An 18634-nucleotide genomic window follows, 5' to 3' on the forward strand; every position below is an offset into this window, starting at 1 on the left:
ATGCATCCTAGGGGGTAGCCATGGTGGCCAGGGTCTTGGAAATCAACGCGTACATCTTGTCGGCGAGGTACTGATGGCCGGCGTCGGTCGGGTGGACGCCGTCGGCGCCGATGAGCTTGGAATCGGCGCCGAAGAACCAGCGCTCGCTCAAAGGGTCGACGAACTGAATGCCACCGGCAGACGCTGCCCCGGCGATCGCCTTGCTGTCACTGGTGATGAAGTCCGGCACCCGCTCGTTGACCCAGGCCGGCCCGACGACGATCAGCTTCGCGTGGGGCGCCCGCTCGTGGATCTTTGTGTAGAGATCCGTCGCAGCCGCAGCCATCGTTGCAGGGTCCTGCTTACCGTCGTTCCTGCTCCCAAAGACGAGAACCAGATCTGCCGTCGAGCGCAGGCTGGTGGTGGCGGCTTCGGCGAACGTGACTTTCTCGGTTCCCCTGACGATGTACCCGGCGCCGGGATGGCCGATGACGTTCATGTCGACCGGATGGGATTCCGAGTAAAAGCGGGACCCGACGATCTTTGCCCAGTTTGCTGCTCCGTAGCCACCCTGGTCGGAGCCAACAACGTAGGAGTCGCCGATGATGTCAACGTTTGGGACCGCGGCACGGCTCGATTCCGGCGTGCTGGCAGCTGGAGCCGGCGAGGGAGCGGCCCCGTTGCCCCGCGCGGTGAATGCCAGCACAGCAATCATGACCGCCACGACGGCCAGCAGGCCAAATCCAAGTTCCTTCACGTGACGGAACCGGAAGGATGATCTGGTCCTGTTTGCGCTCTTCAGAAAATCCATTCGCAAAGACTATCGGCAATCCACTCTCGAGGGGGAAGTGAATGCAGAAGATACCAGCTTCGGTCCTGATTCAGACGAAAAATGAAGAGGCGAGCATCGAGAGGTGCCTGGCGGCACTGAGCGACTTTGACGAGGTCATCGTGGTCGATTCAAACAGCGCCGACCGGACCGCGGAACTTGCCGCCGCCGGCGGTGCGACCGTTATCAACTTCACCTGGAACGGGGCCTACCCGCAGAAGAAGCAGTGGCAGCTTGAACATGCGCCGACGCGCCACCCGTGGATCCTGTTCCTTGACGCCGACGAATTTCCGAGCCGGGAACTGATCGAGGAAATCGCCGTGATCGTCTCGGATCCGCTGGAACGCCGTGTGGCTTTCGACATCCCCATCTCCTATCACTTCGCTGGCAAGGTTCTCAAACACGGCCACCGGGTGGTCAAGCGTTCGCTGTTGAAGCGGGGCTTTAACCGCTATGAGGACACCGGTTTGGTGAATCTCCCGGTGATGACAGAGCTGGAAGTGCATTACCAGCCAGAGGCGACAGGTGAGGTGGGACGCACAGCGGGCCTGCTGGCACACCACGATCTGGATCCGGTCCGCACCTGGTTCGACAGGCACAACAAGTACTCCGACTGGGAGGCCTACATCCATGCCGACCCGGCCATGCGGCGCTCGGTGCGCTCGTCGAAAAGCCTGCAGGGCCAGCGCTTTGATGTCGTCCCGTTCAAACCAGTTGCCTTCTGGGTCTACAGCTACATCGTCCGGGGCGGCTTCCTGGACGGACGGGCCGGCATGGACTACGCCGTCGCCCTGGCCACGTACTACTGGCAGATCGGCCTGAAGACCCGCGAGCTACAGCAAAACGGCAGCCGGCTGGCTGAGCATGTCTGAAAATCGCGCATCGTCGAGGCCGCCCCTGAGCGTGCTGCAGATCGGCGGCCTGGCCGGCCCGGGGGCCGTCGCGGGCGGCGTCTGGGCGGTCGCGCGCATGCAGACTGCAGCGCTGGTGCGCCGCGGTGCCGCTGTTGAACTCGTCGGGGGCTGGCTCGGCGGCCGGCCGGCCACTCGCCCGGAACCGCATGAAAGAATTTTCCGCGTCCGGCGCCCTTTCCGGGGCGCGCGTCTCAGGGGCCTGATTGGGGTTGGCCTCGTCAGGCATGTTTGGGACCGGAGCCGCCAGGTCGACGTCGTCCAGCTGCACCTCTGCCGCGACTTCATCACGACCTTCAGCGCCCTGGTGCTCCGCGGTGCTGCCATTCCCGTCATCGCGCAGGCCCACGGCATGCTGGCAGCGCCGCGTTCGCGCGGGTTGCGGGTGTTCGATGCGCTGATCTTCCGTCGGGCGATGCGGACGCCGCAAATATGGCTGACCCTGACGGAGGCCGAAGAAAAGAACCTTGAGTCCCTCGGCGTGCCGAGGACGAAGATGCGCAGGGTGGTGAACGCTACAGCCGACCCCGGCACCGTGTGGGAAGACCCGCAGACCCCCACCTTTCTGTTTGTTTCGCGGCTGGCGGCGCGCAAGCAGCCCACGGTGTTCGTCGAGGCAGCCATTGCCCTCCTGCGGGAGGGATCGGAAGCCCGGTTCGTGGTTGCCGGACCTGACCAAGGCGAACTGGAGAGCGTGCACCGTTTGATCGAGGCTTCAGGCTTCCGCGACCGGTTCGATCTTCCGGGGGAGTTGACGGAACCCCAGGTGCTGGAGGCGCTGTCCCATGCGACCGCCGTCGTTTTGCCCGCCCGCCACGAGCCTTACCCGATGGTGATCATCGAGGCGGCGGCTGTGGGTACGCCCATCATCCTGACCTCGGAATGTGGACTGGCCGCGCCCTTGCAGAAAGCGGGCGCGGCGGTTGTCGCCGCACCCACGGCCGGGGCCTTCCACGCAGCCATGGCCACAGTGGCGGCCAGCCAGGATCTGCGGCTCCGGCTGAGTGCGCGGGCCCGTGAGCTGCACCTGGGTCTCTGGTCTGCCGAATCCCTCGCGGAAAGTCTCCTGGGATTGTATGCGGAGGCGATAGATGCTGGCCGGCAGTGACCTCCGGAGCCCGATCAGCCTGCCGGGCGAGAGGAAGTCAGGAATCGGCGCGGCGCTGGCGATCCTGACTTTCTTGTGTTTTGCCGTCGCCATACCGCTCATCCTGCGGTCGGCGTCGGAAGCCACCTACAGCGATACTGACTTCCTCATCCGATATTCGGTGCTCCTCTATGCGGCTTTCCGCATGAGTGCCATTCTCTGGAAAGACCAGGTGCGACCGGTAGCCGGTGTCTTCTGGATGTTCGTCTATGTCTGCCTGGGCGTGGTTCCACTGGCCCAATTGTCGACCGGCGCGTCAACCATCCTTGCCGTCCAGGTCGACGACTCGACCTTGTACGCGGCAACCGCCATCACTCTTCTTGGCTGCGTCAGCTTCGACCTGGCCTATCACCTCAGACTCTTCAAGAACTTGGGCGGCCCGGCGCCCGTGCGCAAGCTGCGGAGCATGGAAACCCTGAGGATCTTTGCGACAGCCGCGATCCTGGGCGGGCTGATATACGTGGCTCAGGTCGGCGGAATCAGCGTGTTCTTTGCCAGCCGGCAGGAGGCGAGCCAGGCCCTGGACCAGGTGAGCCCCGACAGCGGACAAGCCGCCCGGGCGATCATCTCCGCCTTCGGCTCCGTGACCTGCCTGGTGGCGCTCATTTTCTACATCCACATTTTCCGGGTCCTCCGAAGTTCCCTCAACCTGCTTGACTCCGTATTAATAGTCGGCCTGGTGGTGCTCAATGTCGTCGTGAACAACCCGATCTCCAACTCGCGTTACTGGACGCTGGCCGTGCTTTTCGGCCTGGTCATGCCGCTCATCGGGTCACGCAAAGCCCTCTTCAACTTGGCGATCGTCGGCGGGGTAGTGGCGGCGATCTTCCTTTTTCCGCTAAGCGACATCACCCGCCGGGCAGCGGGGACCGGCGTCATGCTCCAGACGGATTCGGTGTGGCGGATGATCTCGACCAAAGACTATGACCAGTTCAGCATGCTCGCGAATACCCTTGGGTTCACCCGGGATGAGGGACTGACCTGGGGGTACCAGTTCCTTGGCGCCGTGCTGTTTTGGGTGCCGCGCGTCGTCTGGCCGACCAAACCGCTCGACAGCGGTGTTGAGGTCGGCCAGTGGATGAGCAGTGCCAACGTCAACCTGTCGTCCCCACTGTGGGCAGAGGCCTGGATCAATTTCGGAGTCCTCGGGGTGGCGGTCACATTCGCCCTGCTGGGAGTGCTGAGCAGAAGGCTCGACGTCGGCTTCGGCGCGGGTGCCTTGTCCGCCGGATCGGTGGGCTATCTGGGCGTCGCCATCTTCTCCGGGTACATGTTTATCCTGCTCCGCGGCTCTTTGCTGCAGTCGATGGGGAGGCTGCTGATCCTCGCCCTGGCCATTGCTGTTCTGAGCGTGAGCGCCAAACGAAAGCCAGGTGACACGAAATGAGTACGGACAAGCTCGAGCGTCCACATGCCGCAGGGCCCGGTTTTGCCCAGTCCTTCAGGGAGCTCAGCCTGGCGCAGAAGGGCAAGAAGGGGGTGCCCCTGTACTGCCTGTACGTCAACCGGCCGGCCGGCCGGGTGGTCGCAGCCGCGCTCAGGAACACCCGGTTCGGGCCAAACCAGGTGACTTTCGCGGGGGCGCTCCTTACCTACGGGGCGTTGCTGTGGCTGGCCCTCTGGGCAGGAACCGGGGCAGGCTCCGCCCTGGTGGGAGTAGTGCTCGCCGCCGGGTTTGTCCTCGACTCCGCAGACGGGCAGCTGGCAAGGCTCCAGGGACGGAGCTCAAAATTGGGTGAGTGGCTCGACCACGTGCTGGACAGCGGGCGGATCGTCGTCCTGCACGGAGCCGTTTTCTGCTTCCTCCTGCGCACAACTTCCATTCCGGCGCTGCAGCTGGCCGCGCTGTGCGGCGTGTTCCTTTTCGCCAACTCCACAATCTTCTTCGCCGGCGCACTGTTCGATCAGCTGACCCGCCAGGCGGGGCAGCGCCCGTCACCTCCCGGCCACGATGCCTCAACTTCGATAAAGCGATCAATCCTCACGTTGCCAGTCGACTACGGCGTGACGTGCCTGGCCCTGATGACAGTGCCGTGGATCAACATATTCCTGCCCAGCTACGCGGCTTTGGCGATCTTCCATTGCGTCTTCTGCGCCGCCTATGTGGCGAAGTTTTCCCGTGCCCTGGCAAGGATGGACTAGATGGCCCGCCTGAGCAGGTATGTCGCCTTCGGCGATCAGGCCGTATCCAGCATCTCGAACTTCGTCGCGGTAGCCATTACGGCCAATGTCGCGACCCCCGGCCAGTTCGGTCAGTTCTCCTTGGGCTATGCGGGGTTGCTCCTGTTCCTGGGCGCCCAGCGTGCGCTTATCGGAGAGACAATGCTGGTCAAATACTCCGCCGTCGGCTCCCTGAAAGCCCCGGTGAGAAGAGGCGTTTTGGGTGCCAGCGTACTGGTCGCAGCCGCCACCGTTCCGTTGCTGCTGGCCGGCGCCGTCGTGGCTGACCAATCGGCCCGCCTCATCTGGTTTGTCATCGCCGCGAGCCTGCCCTTCGTGCTCCTCCAAGACACGCTCCGGTATTTGTTTATCTGCGAGCACCGTCCATGGCGGGCGCTGCTCATCGACGCTGTGTGGGCCGTCTTGTCGATCACGTCCATGGTGGCTGTCGCGTCCACCACCGGAGCCGTGTGGGCCGTCGTTCTGTGCTGGGGCGGCGGCGCAGCGGCAGCTTTGGTCCTGGGACTCCTGCTGGGGCGGGTGCTGCCTTCGCTGCGCGACGGCAGGCGCTGGCTTGGCGTCAACCGTAACCCCGGGCTTCGCTATCTCGGGGAGTTTTCAGCGCTCAACGCGTCCAACTTCGTCGTGCTGTATCTCTTGGCGCTGCCTCTGGGTGCTGCTGGCGTGGGTGCGCTGCGGGCGGCGCAATTGCTGTTCTCGCCCCTTAACACCGCCTTTTCCGCTATCAAGATGGCTGTCATTCCCGAGCTCGTGCGCTCCAAGGGCACTGCGGTCTTTCGAATGCGGCTGATCGAAACGGCTGTGGTCGTGGCAGCCATGGCCGGGCTGTGGGGCGCGGCCGTCATGCTGCTGCCGGGCTCCATAGGGGCCCTCGTGCTCGGCGCATCCTGGGAGGCTGCGTCCGGGCTGCGACTTCCTTACTTGGTGCAATACTTCGCGATGGTTCCCTACACCGTCTTGCTGGCCTACTACAGGTCCGTCCAGGCGAACAGGCTGTCGACGCTCATGCGGGCAGTTCTGGCCCTTCTGACGCTTGTGCTGCCCCTTGCCCTGGCGTATGCGGGCGGCACCGTTGGCGCCGCCTGGGCGTTTGCGCTGGCAGTCGCGGCCGCGGTTATCGTCGGGGGGACCGCCACCGTTGTGTCGAGATCCCGTTCCCGTTCCCGGACAGAATCGTCGTTGCATCGGCCCGATCCGGCGGAAGTCGAGCTCCGGCGGGCTGCTGACGCCCGGTGAGCGCGGCAGAACACGGCGGGTAGCCGGCCCTGCCGGGCATCCGGTCTAAATGACCGTGACACCCCTGAACTGCACGGGAACCGGGGCAGGGTAATCCTTGCAGAGACTGATGTAGCCCCCGCGATACTCCCGGTCCATCGTCTCTCCTGACCAGCCCGCGCCGTCTACCCTCGAGAACCGGATGGAGGACGGCGTAACGTCGATCTTGAAGTGCATCCATTCCCCGGGCTTCACGGGTGATGTCGCGATCGTCTGTAGCCGTGTGCCGGCGGGATTGCCTGGGTCGCGCCGGTACAGGACCAGCTCTCCGGCCGGCCGAATGATCAGGTGATATCCCCCGACGCTGCTTGGCACCAACACCCGGTAGGGGTTGTCATCCTGTTGCCCGAACGCGATTCCGGCGTGCTGAAGATTCGACGGAAGTTCCTGGGGCCAGCACATTTCGAACGTAATGCTGTGGATCTCTTTCGTGACAGGACCCATTGAACCCAGCCGGTAGCTGAAGTTCTCGCTTTTATCCAGCACTACTGATGCCGATGCCGCGTCGATCACCGGTTGGGCTCCCCAGCCTTGGTCAACAGTCCAAGGAAGATCGCCGGCGGCCCGGGAACCGGTCGAGAACGTGTCTTGAGATTCCGCGGTCGCCGATGTCACATAGGGGATGTTTGAGCACATCAGGCCTTGAACGCCCAGGCTGGTCACGCGGTTGGCAGCGGAACGAGTATGGATTTCCCAGCAAATGACGGGCTTGCCGTAGGCCACGACCTTACGGACCGTCGCGTCATCGGCGGTGTGGTAAACGCCAAGATAATCGAATCCGGCGGCGAGCTCGTCCAAACGGGGAATGGCATCCGGCATGAAGTACCCCCACGTTTTGTAGCCGCGCTTGGCGGCTGCCGCAACCTGGAGGGCGGGGGCCGGTTGCTTCCAGATGAAATGCTCGGTGGAATTCGGGTAGCTGTCCATCAGGTCAAGAAGCGTTCTCGTGTTCGTGCCTTGTTTGTCTTCGATGAAAATGACATGCGACGCCGCGAACCGGTCAAGGACGTCCCGTAGCTTCGGAATTGGCTCAAGGGCCGTCGACGGGCCAAGCCAAGCGCGGGCATCGACCCGGAGGCCGCTGAGCTCGGCATAGGTAAGTTCCGCGACCTTGCGGTTTTGCCCGGTCACCCTGAGCGCACTTTGGTCGTGATGGCACACCAGCACGCCGTCCTTGGTGGCGTTCACCGAAACTTCGAGCGCCGGAACACCGGAATTTACCGACTGCTCATAGGCGTGCATAGTGTGTTCCGGCCAGTTATCTCCGGAGCCGCGGTGAGCCACAATAAAAAGATCATTTTCGAATAGCGTGGCCACTGTGTGAATTGGTGGAGCTTGAACAGGCGGACGAGCGGGCGTGCATCCGGCCAGAAATAATCCCGATGCTCCAAGGAAGATGGCCTGGCGCCGGGAGAGCGCTCTGCGATTATCCGGAATATTCCCAGTGCCGGTTCCTGATTTCCCCGCACTTCGATTTGCCTGCATTTCACGCCTTCAATGACTCGTTGTCTTCAAGGCCGTTATCAAGCAGGTTCAGGGCGCGCCGCAGCAGGGTGCTGGAGGTGTGAACGGTGTAGGGAAAATACACCACCTCGACGCCGAGCGCCAACATGCCGGCTTCGAGGCGGTTTCCCTTTTCTGTTCCGCGCCAATCATCGCCTTTGAAAATTACGTGGAAGCCAACGGCATGCCAGGCGTCTACTTTGTCCGGGTAGTTGTCGACCACCACCTCGTCGACAAGCCGGATATTCCGGACGATCTCAAGCCGTTCATGAAGAGGCACGACAGGCTCTCTGTTCTTCACGAGCAGTGTCGCTTCAGTGGAAGCCACTCCCGCGACCAGATAGTCGCAGTGCAACCGTGCATGTTTGAGCAGGTTGAGGTGCCCGACATGGAAAAGATCATAGACACCGGATGCATAGCCGATACGAACAGTCACAACGAACTCGATTCTTCACGAATGCCGAATAGGTCATAGGCACCGGCCGGCCGTCGAGGCGCTGGGCTGGTCCCCCCAATTCCATGCTGAGGGTGTTATTGCCTGACGGAAAGCACTTTGGGGAGAAACGCGTGGGCGGGCGGCTAAAGCAGGTAGCGGGACTAGTAAGACAAGTAGGAGGGGTGGAAAAGCTAGTAGGAGCAACCGTTCCCGCCCTTGGTCTTTGCTGATTTGATCTTGGTAGCTTCAGCCCTGAAGTTCATGATTACGTAACCGGGGGGGACTCCATGCGTCAAAAAATCCCAGCTGTTCTAGCGGGCATAGCGCTAGCGGTGGCGCCGTTAATTGCCACCAGTAGCTCCGCGCTCGCTCTATCTCCGGGAGTTGCGTTTTCCGCCAACGCCCTCCCGACTTGGCAGACAAACGGCGTTGCCTGGACCATGGCCCAGTCAAACGGAGTTGTCTACGCCGGCGGAACTTTCACCCAGATCCGGCCTCCTGGCACCGCCGCCGGTAGCGCCCAGTCAAGAAATGCGGTGAACTTCGCGGCCTTCGACGCGTTCACCGGCAACCCCACTTCCTGCGCCTTGTCCGTGACGGGCGGCACAGGTACAACCGTTCGTGCCCTGGCGGTAACTCCGGACGGCAGCCGGCTCTATGTGGGCGGTCTGTTTGGGGCCATCAACGGCGTCAACACCACCCGCATCGCTGCCGTCAAGCTTCCTGGCTGCACGGTAGACACGACCTTCCGGCCGGCAATCGTCTCGGCCACAGTCCGGACAATCGCCGCAACCGACACCGCCGTCTATTTCGGTGGCGACTTCCAAACGGTCGGGACCGAGGCCCGCAGCCGCTACGCGGCCATGGACTCAAACGGCGCGCTCCTTCCATGGGCGCCGGCCGTCAACGCGTCAGCCCGCGCGCTGGACATCCCCGCCGGCCGCAACGTGGCCGTCCTCGGTGGCGATTTCGCAACTGTGAACGGCGTGGCATCCCAGTCGATCGCCGTCGTCGACACGAACACCGGCGCGAACGTAAGGGCATACGGCGCAACGTTCATCTCGCGCACGTCATTTACAAAATCCATCGTTGACGACGGGCAGAACTTCTACATCGGCAACGAGGGCACCGGAGGCGGCGTCTTCGACGGACGGGCACGATTCAGCCTTGACACCTACGACCAGGTGTGGAGGGACACCTGCCTCGGAGCCACCCAGGCGGTGGATGTCTACGGCGGTGTCCTCTACGCCGCCAGCCACGAGCACGACTGCTCGACCATGAATGAAATGGCAGACGGCGTCCGGCAGCACCTGACGGCACAGAGCGTCAACGCCCCGGCACCCCAATTGGGGTGGAGCCCTGATACCAACGACGGGATTGGTGAAGGCATTGGCCCCAGGGCCATCGTCCACACGAATCGGGGTTCGGGCGACATGCTCTGGGTCGCCGGCGAATTCACCACCACCAACGGCACCGCCCAGCAGGGCCTGACCAGGTTCGGCCCCGGCCCGGGAACTGTGGCACCTTCCTCGCCCAGCAACGTCAGCGCGGAAAGCCTCAAGGCCGGCGAAAACCAGATCCGGTGGCGGGCCAGCCTCGACAACGACGACTCGGAGCTGAGCTACAGCGTCTACCGGAACGGCTCTTCGACCCCGCTGGGAACTGTTAATGCCAGCTCGCTGTGGTGGTCGACAGGCCAGGTGTCCTTCACGGACAAGACAGCCGTACCCGGAACGCAGTACAGCTACCGCGTCCGGGCGACTGACGGCACCAACACCGGTCCGCTCTCGGCCTCGGTGGCCGTCACAACAGCGAGGAACACCGCAGCCTACCCGGCCGCTGTCCTTGGGGCAGGTGCCAGTACGTACTGGCGGCTTGACGGCAACGGTCCGACGGTCGGCGCCGACAGCTCTGCGGGCAACAACCTGGAACTGAGCTATGGCGGACCGGCATTTGCCGGCGACACCGGAGCCATTGCCAATGACACCAGCCGCTCGACGACGTTCAATGGCACGAGCGCATTCGCCTACGGCCAGAATCGGGGCAATGCGCCCACCGTCTACAGCGCGGAGGTGTGGTTCAAGACGAACACGACCCGGGGCGGGAAGATCTTCGGCTTCGGCAGTGGCCAGCCCAACCGGCACGGTACCAATCCCGGACTCAGCAGCAGTTACGACCGGAACCTCTACATGACGAACGCGGGCACGCTGATCTACGGTGTCTACGTCAACGGCACAAGGACGGTTAGCTCGGTTCTGCCCTACAACGACAACGCCTGGCACCACGCCGTGGCGACGCAGGGCAGCGACGGCATGCGGCTTTACGTGGATGGAACCCAGATCGGCGCGCTGCCGAACCAGACTGCAGCGCAGGGCTACTGGGGTTCGTGGAAGATTGGCGGAGACCAGCTGAACAGCTGGCCGTTGCGGCCTTCGAGCAACTACTTCGCCGGCTCCATCGACGAGTTCGCCGTGTACCCGACGGTGCTTTCGGCGGCTCAGGTCACCGACCACTTCAACATCGGCAAGGGAATCGGACAGCCGGTCCCCGACACACAAGCTCCCGCGGCCGTGACAGGAGTTGCGGCCGCGGTACATGCCAGTGATGTGGCCGTTTCCTGGAACGCAACCACCGACAACGTCGGGGTTACGGCATACCAGGTCCACCGTTCCGATACCAGCGGGTTCACCCCGTCAGCAGCCAGCCTCGTCGCCACGGTGAACGGGAGCACGCTCAGCTGGACTGACGCGGGCCGTCCGGCCGGAACGTCCTACTATCAGGTTCTCGCCGCCGACGAGGCCGGCAACATCAGCGGCCCGTCCAACGAAGCATCCGCAACGGTGGTCCCGCTCCCGCAGCCGGTCACGCTCACGCTGACACCGACCGCCGACACCTACGTGAATGCGGGAGCGCCGAATACCGCAACAGGGTCCTTCACGACCCTGGCCACCAGGGGTACGTCGGCTTACATCACCTACATGAGGTTCAATGCGTCCTCGCAGGTTCCTGCGGGCCAGCACCTCGTGTCGGCGACCTTGAAGTTCTCAACTACCGCGGACTCCTTTGCCGGGTCCGCCGATCCACAGCAGACGGTGGCGATGGCCGGTGACTGGTCCGAGGCGACGACGACCTACAACAACCGCCCACAAACCAGCAGCACCTTGCTGGGAACGCTGGCCGGTCCGACGGCACCGAACGCGTCGTACTCAATTTCGCTCGACGCGGCCGCAATCTCGGCAGCGCTCGCAGGTGACATCAACTTCTCGATGCAGAGCGCTGGAACCGACAACATGTGGTTCTTCTCGCGGGAAGCCACTGCTGCCAAACGTCCGGCCCTGGTCCTGAACTTCGAGCCGAATCCCTAGGTAAAAATAGCTCTCGAAAGAAAACATCCCATGTATAACGGTCTCTCGAAATCCCTGGGAATGGTGCTTCTGGCGGCTGCGGTCTTCGCAGCCGCCGGTTGCACCTCCCCCGGAAATCCCAACGCCACGTCCACGTCCGCCAACTCATCCTCCCCGTCCGCCTCAGCTTCTGAGGCTCCGGCCGCTCCTCCGGGGGCTTCCCCCTCGGCTCCCGCCACGGGAGCCAAGACAGCGGCACCTGCTAACACCCCCGCCGCCTCCGGCGAGGCGCAAACCCCGCAGGCTGCACCCAAGCCCACTTTTGCGCCTCCCGAGCAGCGGTATCTCGCTTCACGGGTCCCCCAGGGCACCGACCCGAACGCTGTCCTTCAAGTCGGACAGGAAAGCTGCGCCCAACTGGAAAATGTGAAAGCCACGGACCAGAAGGCCGTGGTGTCCCACTTGATCGAGAAGGTGGACGCGGAGGTGGTCGCTGCCATTAATGATCTCTGTCCCGGGCTCCAGCCCGAGCTCGATGCCGCGCGCCGCGGCTTCACCGACGGCGACTTCACCATCGGTGCGGCAGCGCCCAAGGAAGGCGGTGGTTCAATCTCCGCAGGTAAGTACGAGGCATGGAATCCCTCCTCGAACTGCACACTGGTGGCCTACGATGCAGCAGGCGGGTCGATTGCGCAATCGAACGGTACGTCGGCCTTCACCATCCCGGCCGGCACCGCCCGCGTCGTGTCGGATGGATGCTACACCTGGCTGGCCGCATGAAAACGCGCCGCTTCGCCTGGAATGCTGCAACCACCGCCTGTGAAAGGACCCGCAATGGACGTCCGTGAACAATTGCTTATTTTGCGCCGAAGCTGGCGCCTGATCACTGTCCTGGCGTTGCTGGGAACGATACTCGCGGGCGTGGCATCCTTGCTGACTCCCACGTCCTACACGGCATCGACGAGCCTTTTCGTTTCGACGCAGAACTCGGAAACGTCCGCGGAACTGCAACAGGGCAGTGTCTTCGCATTGGCGCGCGTCCAATCGTATGTGGACGTCACCTCAAAACCGACCGTGCTCCAACCCGTCATCGACAAGCTCAACCTCGGCATGACCCCGGAAGCCTTGGCCGCCAAGATCAAGACATCCACCGCGCGCAATACGGTGATCATCGAAATCGAAGCCAGGGACGGCTCCGCCCAGCGGAGCGCCGACATCGCCAACGCCGTCGCTGCCAGCCTCATCACGGCTGTCGCTGACCTGGAGCGGCCCACGAACGGAACGCCGACCCCGGTCCGGCTCAGCCCGGTGGACCACGCCACCACGCCGACCGAGCCGTCGAGCCCCAACGCGAAGCTGGACCTCGGCCTGGGCCTTTTGTACGGGCTCGCGGCCGGAATCGCGGCGGCCGTATTGCGCCATGTCCTGGACCGCAACATCCGGACGGAATCGGATTTGCGCAAGATGACTGATCTGCCGCTCTTGGCAGGAATCACTGAACAGACTGCCGGCCGTCTGCCAGGGGCCCCTCCCTCGGTCCTGGGCGGTTCGGGCGCGGAGGCGTTCCGCAAGCTTCGAACGAACCTCCAGTTCGCAGGTGTGAACCGGCCGATGCGCTCGATCGTTGTTACTTCCGCGTCAGCGGGGGAGGGGAAGAGCACGGTCGCGCTGAACCTTGCCGTCACGATCGCCAAGGGCGGCCAGAAGGTCATCCTCGTGGATGCGGATCTTCGTCTTCCCTCAGTTGCTTCAGCGACTGGAATCGAGGGGGGCATCGGACTCACCACTGTCCTTGTCGGAACGTCCAGCCTCGACGACAGCATCCAGTACTGGTCCGACGACGGTTTGGCGCTGCTGGCCTCGGGTCCTCTGCCGCCCAATCCCAGTGAACTGCTCGGTTCAGCAGCCATGAGCCGCCTTCTGGAGGAGTTGCAGAAAAAGTTCGACGTGATCATCGTCGATTCCCCGCCCATCCTCCCCGTCACCGACGCCAGTGTGCTGACCAAGAGCACCGACAGCGTGTTGCTGGTGGTCGGAACGAAGAGGGTGAGCCAACACAGCCTGGCCAAGGCAATCGACCAGCTCAATTTTGTCGACGCCAACATTCTCGGCGTCGTCCAAAACAGGATCCCCCGTCGGGGCCCCGACGCCAACACGGCGTACGTTGCCGGATACGGCGCCGAACATCCCGATCGCATCCCTCCCGTCGACAACCGCGACGACGGTTCCTTCCGGCCCGCCCACGTTCGCCGTGGCAAGTTCGCGAGTGTGGAAACCTGATGATGACTGCCGGGTTGTCCGGGCCCTGCCTTTGGCGGGGCCCTTTGGCGGGTCTTCTTTGGCGGGCCCCGCAGGGCGATGAGCGACGACCGCCCTGGGGTGGCCCCGTAACTCTTCGGTAAAGGACCTGGAGCCGCCGCGGTACTGGCGGTCCGGGCGAATATCCTGAATTGGTTAGCTGCAGTGTTGGGGGAAGCGGGCTACGCCCATTGCCGTCCGCCAAGCAAGGATTTTCGTGGCATTCGCAGAGTACGACGTCGTCATCCACCGTGACGCCATGAGCGTGTACAACTTCCTCCTGGACCCGGGCCACCTGCCACTCTGGCGGGAGGGGGTCCGGAGCGTGGAACTACACTCCGGTGCCGCCGGCGCCAAAGGTGCCGTGTACCGGCAGACGGTCGCCGGACCGGGCGGACGACCCGTGGCCGCAGACTTCGAAATCGTCGAAGCCCGGACGGGGGCTGAGATCCAGTACCAGGTCATCGTCGGGCCGGCCCGGCCGCACGGCGGCTACTACCTGAGCACCGAGGGTCCCAGCACCCGCGTCCGATTCGCCCTGAACTACGAGCCCAGGGGGTTCATTGCCCGCCTGACTAAACCCTTCCGCCGGCGGATGAAGGCCGAGGTCGGCCAACTCGAGCGGCTCAAGTCCCTCCTCGAAGATATGCCCGCTACGGAATAGACGCCCCGTTGGAGTAACACTTGGCGGCTGCACCCGATCATGAAGCCGGGCAGGGCCCCGTGCGGTACTTTTGAACCTGTGCTGATCTCTGACCGCGACATTCGAACCGAAATTGACTCCCAGCGGATTGTCCTCGAACCCTTCGACCCCGACATGGTCCAGCCGTCCTCGGTGGACGTCAGGATCGACAAGTTCTTCCGGCTGTTCGACAACCACAAATACGCCCACATTGACCCGGCCGAGGAACAGCCCGAGCTGACCCGCCTGGTGGAAGTTGAGTCCGGCGAGCCGTTCATCCTGCACCCGGGGGAGTTCGTCCTTGGCTCCACGTACGAGACCGTGACGCTGCCGGATGACATCGCGGCCCGCCTCGAGGGCAAGTCCTCGCTCGGCCGGCTCGGCCTGCTGACGCACTCGACGGCGGGTTTCATCGATCCCGGATTCTCCGGCCACGTCACGCTGGAACTGTCCAACATGGCCACGCTGCCCATCAAGCTCTGGCCCGGCATGAAGATCGGCCAGCTGTGCTTCTTCCGGCTGTCCTCGGCCGCGGAGCACCCGTACGGTTCGGGGGAATACGGCAACCGCTACCAGGGCCAGCGCGGGCCCACGGCCAGCCGCAGCCACCTGAATTTCCACCTCACCAACATCTAGGCGGGACGGCTGCCAGGCCGGACGGCCGCGCCGGCCAAGCCAGCCTCCTGGCCAGGCACCCAGTGCGCTGAGTCGCAGGGCGGCAGCGTTACGCCGGGCCCGAGGTCCGGAACGCGGGCCGCCGTGCCGGACGGCGCAGGAGCCGGACCAGCGGCTCCACAAAGCGGGCGGCCAGCGGCCCCACGATCGCCATGATCAGAACGTAGGCGGTGGCGAGGGCTGCCAGATCGGCGGGCACCACGCCGGAGGCAACGGCCAGGCCGGCGATGACAATCGAGAACTCGCCGCGTGCGATCAGGGCCGCGCCCGCGCGGTAGCGGCCGGGAATGCCAATCCCGGCCCGCTTGGCCGCCCAGTACCCGGTGACCACCTTGGTGGCTGCCGTCACCAGGGCCAGCAGCAGGGCCCAGCCCAGGACCGGGGGGATGGACCGGGGGTCGGTGTTCAGGCCAAAAACCACAAAGAAGATGGCCGCGAAGAGGTCACGGAGCGGTTCCAGGACGCGGGTGGCGCTGTGGGCCGTGGCGCCGGAAATCGCGATGCCGAGCATGAAGGCGCCCACTGCTGCGGAAACCTGCATCGCGGCCGCGAGCCCCGCGACCAGAAGTGCAGCGCCCAGCAGGTTGAGCAGGAAAACCTCGGAGTTTTCGCTGTGCACGGCCTTGGACACGTGGTGTCCGTGCCGCAGGGCCACCACCAGGACCAGGCTGACGACGGCCAGGGAGATCCCCACCGTCTGCAGCCCCAGCAGGATGCTGACGCCGGCCAGCGTGGCGGTCAGGACCGGCAGGTACACGGCCATGGCGAGGTCCTCGAACACCAGGATGGACAGGACCACCGGAGTTTCCCGGTTGCCGATCCGGCCAAGATCCGTGATGACCTTGGCGGCGATCCCGGAGGATGAAATGTAGGTGACGCCGCCCATCACCATGGCCCCCACGACGCCCCATCCCAGCATCACCGCGAGCCCGGCACCGGGCAGGAAATTGAGCAGCAGGTCCAGGACGCCGGCCTGCCAGGACCGCCGCAGGCCGGTGACGAGCTCGGACGCCGTATATTCCAGCCCAAGCATAAGCAGCAGGAGAATTACGCCGATCTCGCCGGAAAGGTGCGCGAACTCGTGCATGCCTTCGAGCTTGACCAGGCCCCCGGCCCCGAAGAACAGCCCGCCCACCAGATAGAGCGGGATGGGGGACATGCCGATCCGCCCGGCCAATCTGGCCAGCAGGCCGAGGCAGAAGACGACGGCCCCCAGCTCGATCAGGGTCAGCGCGAGCGGATCCATCCGGCTTATCCGTTGCGCAGGATGCCGGCCGCCGTGTCCAGGCCTTCTTGCGTACCCACCGCAACGAGGAGGTCACCGGGGTGGAGGACGACGTCGGGTCCCGGGGAGGGCACGACCTCGCCTTCGCGCATGATAGCCACGATCGAGACCCCGCTGCGGGTCCGGATGCACGCCTTCCCCATCGGCTGGTTCTGGAAAGGTGACTCAGCGCTGATCGAAAACTGGCGCGTGACAATACCCGGGATTTCCCGGTGGGCTTCCGAGAGCTGCATGGCGATGCGCTGGCCGCCCAGGAGGTTGCCCAGGGCGGCGGCCTCATCCGCAGTCAGCGGGACAGAGGCCTGGCAGGTGTCAGGATCGTCCCAGGTCGAGACGATGAGTTCCGTCTGGCCCTCGCGGTATTCGACAACGCCGATCCGGCGTCCGGAGGCAGTCATGAAGTCCTTGCGCCGGCCGAGGCCGGGGAGGTCCGTCTCATCCACGTTCATACCCTCAGCCTAGTGCGCGAACCGTTGATTCGGCCGCCTCAGGACTCGGGGACCACCGCGATTTCGGTCTGGTCGGGGGCCTTGACCGGCAGGAGCACGAGCAGGCCCACGAGCAGCACCACCATGATGCCGAGGATGCCCCAGCGCTGGGCCTCGCCCTCCGCTACGAAGGGTGCGGCGACGGCGATGCACAGCGTGAAGAGCGCGGGGGCGAGGAAGCTTACGGCCCGGCCCGTGGTGGCGTAGAGGCCGAAGAGCTCGCCGGATTCGCCGTGCGGGGCGAGCCTGGCGAGGTAGGCGCGGGAGGACGACTGGGCCGGCCCCACGAAGAGGCACAGCAGCAGGCCGAAGACCCAGAACGTGGTGGTCCCTGCCCAGGCCATGCCAAAGAACTTGTAACTGCCGTTGCCGAGGACCAGGATCGCGGTACCCGCGACCAGCAGGCCGGCCAGAGACGCGATAATCACGGTCTTCGGCCCGATCCTGTCATCCAGGAAGCCGCCGAGGATGGCGCCGGCGGCCGCCACGACATTTCCGAAGATCGCGAAGAAGATGACGTCCTTGAGCTCGAAGCCAAAGGTGCCGGCCGCGATCACCCCGCCGAAGGTGAAGACAGCTGCCAGCCCGTCCCGGAAGATGGCGCTCGCGAGGAGGAAGTAGATAGTGTGCGGGCTGGTCCGGTAGATCGCCTTGATGCGCCGTACGAGCAGGCCGTAGGAGGCGAGGAACCCCAGTCCTGCGCCCCGGTCCGAGCGCGGCAGCTCCGGGACCGCGAACAGCACGGGCAGTGCAAAGACGAGGAACCACAGGGCCGAAAACACCGCCACCAGCCGGATGTTCAGGCTGTCCGCGGTGGAGGCGCCAAACCAGTTCACGCTGGGCTGGACGAAAAGCTGGAGCACAACCAGCAGCGCGACGATGCCGCCGAGATACCCCATTCCCCAGCCGAAGCCGCTCACTTTGCCGATGTTCCGCGGGGTGGAGATCTGGGTGAGCATGGCGTTGTAGTTGACCCCGGCAAACTCGAAGAAGACGTTGCCCAGCGCTATGAGCGTGACGCCCAGGATCAGGAAGTCCGGCCGCGGGAAGACAAAGAAGCACAACCCGGTCAGGACGACGACGGCGGCCGTGTTGACCCCCAGCCACAGCTTCCGCCGGCCGCCCGTGTCCGAGCGCTGCCCGGTGACCGGGGCCAGGAGGGCAACGGCCACGCCGGCGACGGCCAGCGCGGCGCCCAGGACTGCCGAGGCCTGGTCCTCCCCGCCGAATGCCTTGGAGGTCAGGTAGACGGTGAAAACGAACGTTGTCATGACGGCATTGAAGGCTGACGAACCCCAGTCCCACGAGGCCCACGCGAGGATCCGGCCACGGTGCGGGACGGGACTTCCCGATTCCAGTTCCGAGGGGCGCATGGCCTCTGGGGCGGCGGCAGTGTTCATAGCCAGAATCGTAGCCGCCCCGGGCGTCCTCCGAGGGGGAGCGGCAGGGGGTTTTGCCAGGCAGGGTTTAGCCCCGGCTTCACATTTGCGTCGAATTGTTCAGTGACCGGTGTCTCGGCCAAAAGAATTTGTACACGCTTGGTAAACTGACGGCACCGAACCTAACAAATGACCCGCCTGCTCCAACTTGCTGACAATCGA

At 64.3% G+C, this 18634-nt stretch carries 16 protein-coding genes; 10 read left to right on the forward strand and 6 right to left on the reverse strand.

Annotation, left to right across the window (positions count from 1 at the left end; all coding sequences use genetic code 11):
• Positions 1-7 precede the first annotated feature (7 nt).
• Entirely contained in the window at positions 8-790 is a 783-nt protein-coding gene (locus AC1DFR_RS15555; protein ID WP_476860360.1) for an SGNH/GDSL hydrolase family protein, read from the reverse strand.
• A 41-nt stretch (positions 791-831) separates the two neighbouring features.
• Here AC1DFR_RS15555 and AC1DFR_RS15560 point away from each other — a divergent pair, with 41 nt between their 5' ends.
• From AC1DFR_RS15560 to AC1DFR_RS15580, 5 genes are read left to right on the forward strand one after another with little or no spacing between them, the layout of a single operon-like run.
• The gene (locus tag AC1DFR_RS15560) at positions 832-1680 is read left to right on the forward strand and encodes a glycosyltransferase family 2 protein (RefSeq protein WP_223915154.1); all 849 of its coding nucleotides are present in this window, start codon (positions 832-834) and stop codon (positions 1678-1680) included.
• A complete protein-coding gene (locus AC1DFR_RS15565) occupies positions 1673-2827 on the forward strand; it encodes a glycosyltransferase (protein WP_476860359.1) in 1155 nt (384 codons plus the stop codon). Before AC1DFR_RS15560 ends, AC1DFR_RS15565 begins: the two co-directional genes overlap by 8 nt.
• Positions 2811-4253 (forward strand): hypothetical protein, encoded by a 1443-nt coding sequence (locus tag AC1DFR_RS15570; protein ID WP_476873822.1) that lies wholly within the window; start codon positions 2811-2813, stop codon positions 4251-4253. The genes AC1DFR_RS15565 and AC1DFR_RS15570 overlap by 17 nt, the downstream gene beginning before the upstream one ends.
• On the forward strand, positions 4250-5008 hold the full coding sequence (locus AC1DFR_RS15575) for a CDP-alcohol phosphatidyltransferase family protein (RefSeq protein ID WP_476873823.1): 759 nt from the start codon (positions 4250-4252) through the stop codon (positions 5006-5008). Before AC1DFR_RS15570 ends, AC1DFR_RS15575 begins: the two co-directional genes overlap by 4 nt.
• Positions 5009-6283, forward strand: a complete 1275-nt coding sequence (locus AC1DFR_RS15580; protein WP_476873824.1) for an MATE family efflux transporter — start codon at positions 5009-5011, stop codon at positions 6281-6283.
• A gap of 45 nt (positions 6284-6328) precedes the next feature.
• On the opposite strand, the gene AC1DFR_RS15585 is transcribed toward AC1DFR_RS15580, so the two are convergent.
• Both AC1DFR_RS15585 and AC1DFR_RS15590 read right to left on the reverse strand, forming a co-directional pair.
• Complete coding sequence (locus AC1DFR_RS15585) at positions 6329-7639, reverse strand: glycerophosphodiester phosphodiesterase (protein WP_476873825.1); 1311 nt, start codon at positions 7637-7639, stop codon at positions 6329-6331.
• 169 nt (positions 7640-7808) lie between these two features.
• The gene (locus tag AC1DFR_RS15590) at positions 7809-8261 is read right to left on the reverse strand and encodes an FAD synthase family protein (protein WP_476857313.1); all 453 of its coding nucleotides are present in this window, start codon (positions 8259-8261) and stop codon (positions 7809-7811) included.
• Between the two features lie 440 nt (positions 8262-8701).
• Between AC1DFR_RS15590 and AC1DFR_RS15595 the strand changes: the two genes are divergently transcribed.
• The 5 genes from AC1DFR_RS15595 (at position 8702) to dcd (ending at position 15221) form a co-directional block, all read left to right on the forward strand.
• Positions 8702-11626 (forward strand): CBM96 family carbohydrate-binding protein, encoded by a 2925-nt coding sequence (locus tag AC1DFR_RS15595; protein WP_476873826.1) that lies wholly within the window; start codon positions 8702-8704, stop codon positions 11624-11626.
• A 30-nt stretch (positions 11627-11656) separates the two neighbouring features.
• A complete protein-coding gene (locus tag AC1DFR_RS15600; RefSeq protein ID WP_476873827.1) occupies positions 11657-12385 on the forward strand; it encodes a hypothetical protein in 729 nt (242 codons plus the stop codon).
• A 54-nt stretch (positions 12386-12439) separates the two neighbouring features.
• Positions 12440-13885: a tyrosine-protein kinase domain-containing protein gene (locus AC1DFR_RS15605; protein WP_476873828.1), complete on the forward strand. Its 1446-nt coding sequence runs from the start codon at positions 12440-12442 to the stop codon at positions 13883-13885.
• Between the two features lie 235 nt (positions 13886-14120).
• Positions 14121-14567, forward strand: a complete 447-nt coding sequence (locus tag AC1DFR_RS15610; protein WP_476850772.1) for an SRPBCC family protein — start codon at positions 14121-14123, stop codon at positions 14565-14567.
• A 78-nt stretch (positions 14568-14645) separates the two neighbouring features.
• The gene (dcd, locus tag AC1DFR_RS15615) at positions 14646-15221 is read left to right on the forward strand and encodes a dCTP deaminase (protein WP_026538211.1); all 576 of its coding nucleotides are present in this window, start codon (positions 14646-14648) and stop codon (positions 15219-15221) included.
• 88 nt (positions 15222-15309) lie between these two features.
• Here the strand turns inward: dcd and AC1DFR_RS15620 are convergent, their stop codons facing one another.
• Genes AC1DFR_RS15620 through AC1DFR_RS15630 form a run of 3 tightly spaced genes read right to left on the reverse strand, consistent with a single transcriptional unit; the run spans position 15310 to position 18433 of the window.
• Positions 15310-16506: a cation:proton antiporter gene (locus AC1DFR_RS15620; protein ID WP_028275381.1), complete on the reverse strand. Its 1197-nt coding sequence runs from the start codon at positions 16504-16506 to the stop codon at positions 15310-15312.
• A 5-nt stretch (positions 16507-16511) separates the two neighbouring features.
• Complete coding sequence (locus tag AC1DFR_RS15625) at positions 16512-16994, reverse strand: cation:proton antiporter regulatory subunit (RefSeq protein ID WP_028275382.1); 483 nt, start codon at positions 16992-16994, stop codon at positions 16512-16514.
• Positions 16995-17032: 38 nt separating this feature from the next.
• Complete coding sequence (locus AC1DFR_RS15630; RefSeq protein WP_223915192.1) at positions 17033-18433, reverse strand: MFS transporter; 1401 nt, start codon at positions 18431-18433, stop codon at positions 17033-17035.
• Between the last annotated feature and the right edge of the window lie 201 nt (positions 18434-18634).

Source organism: Arthrobacter sp. 05T410 (genome assembly GCF_056396505.1).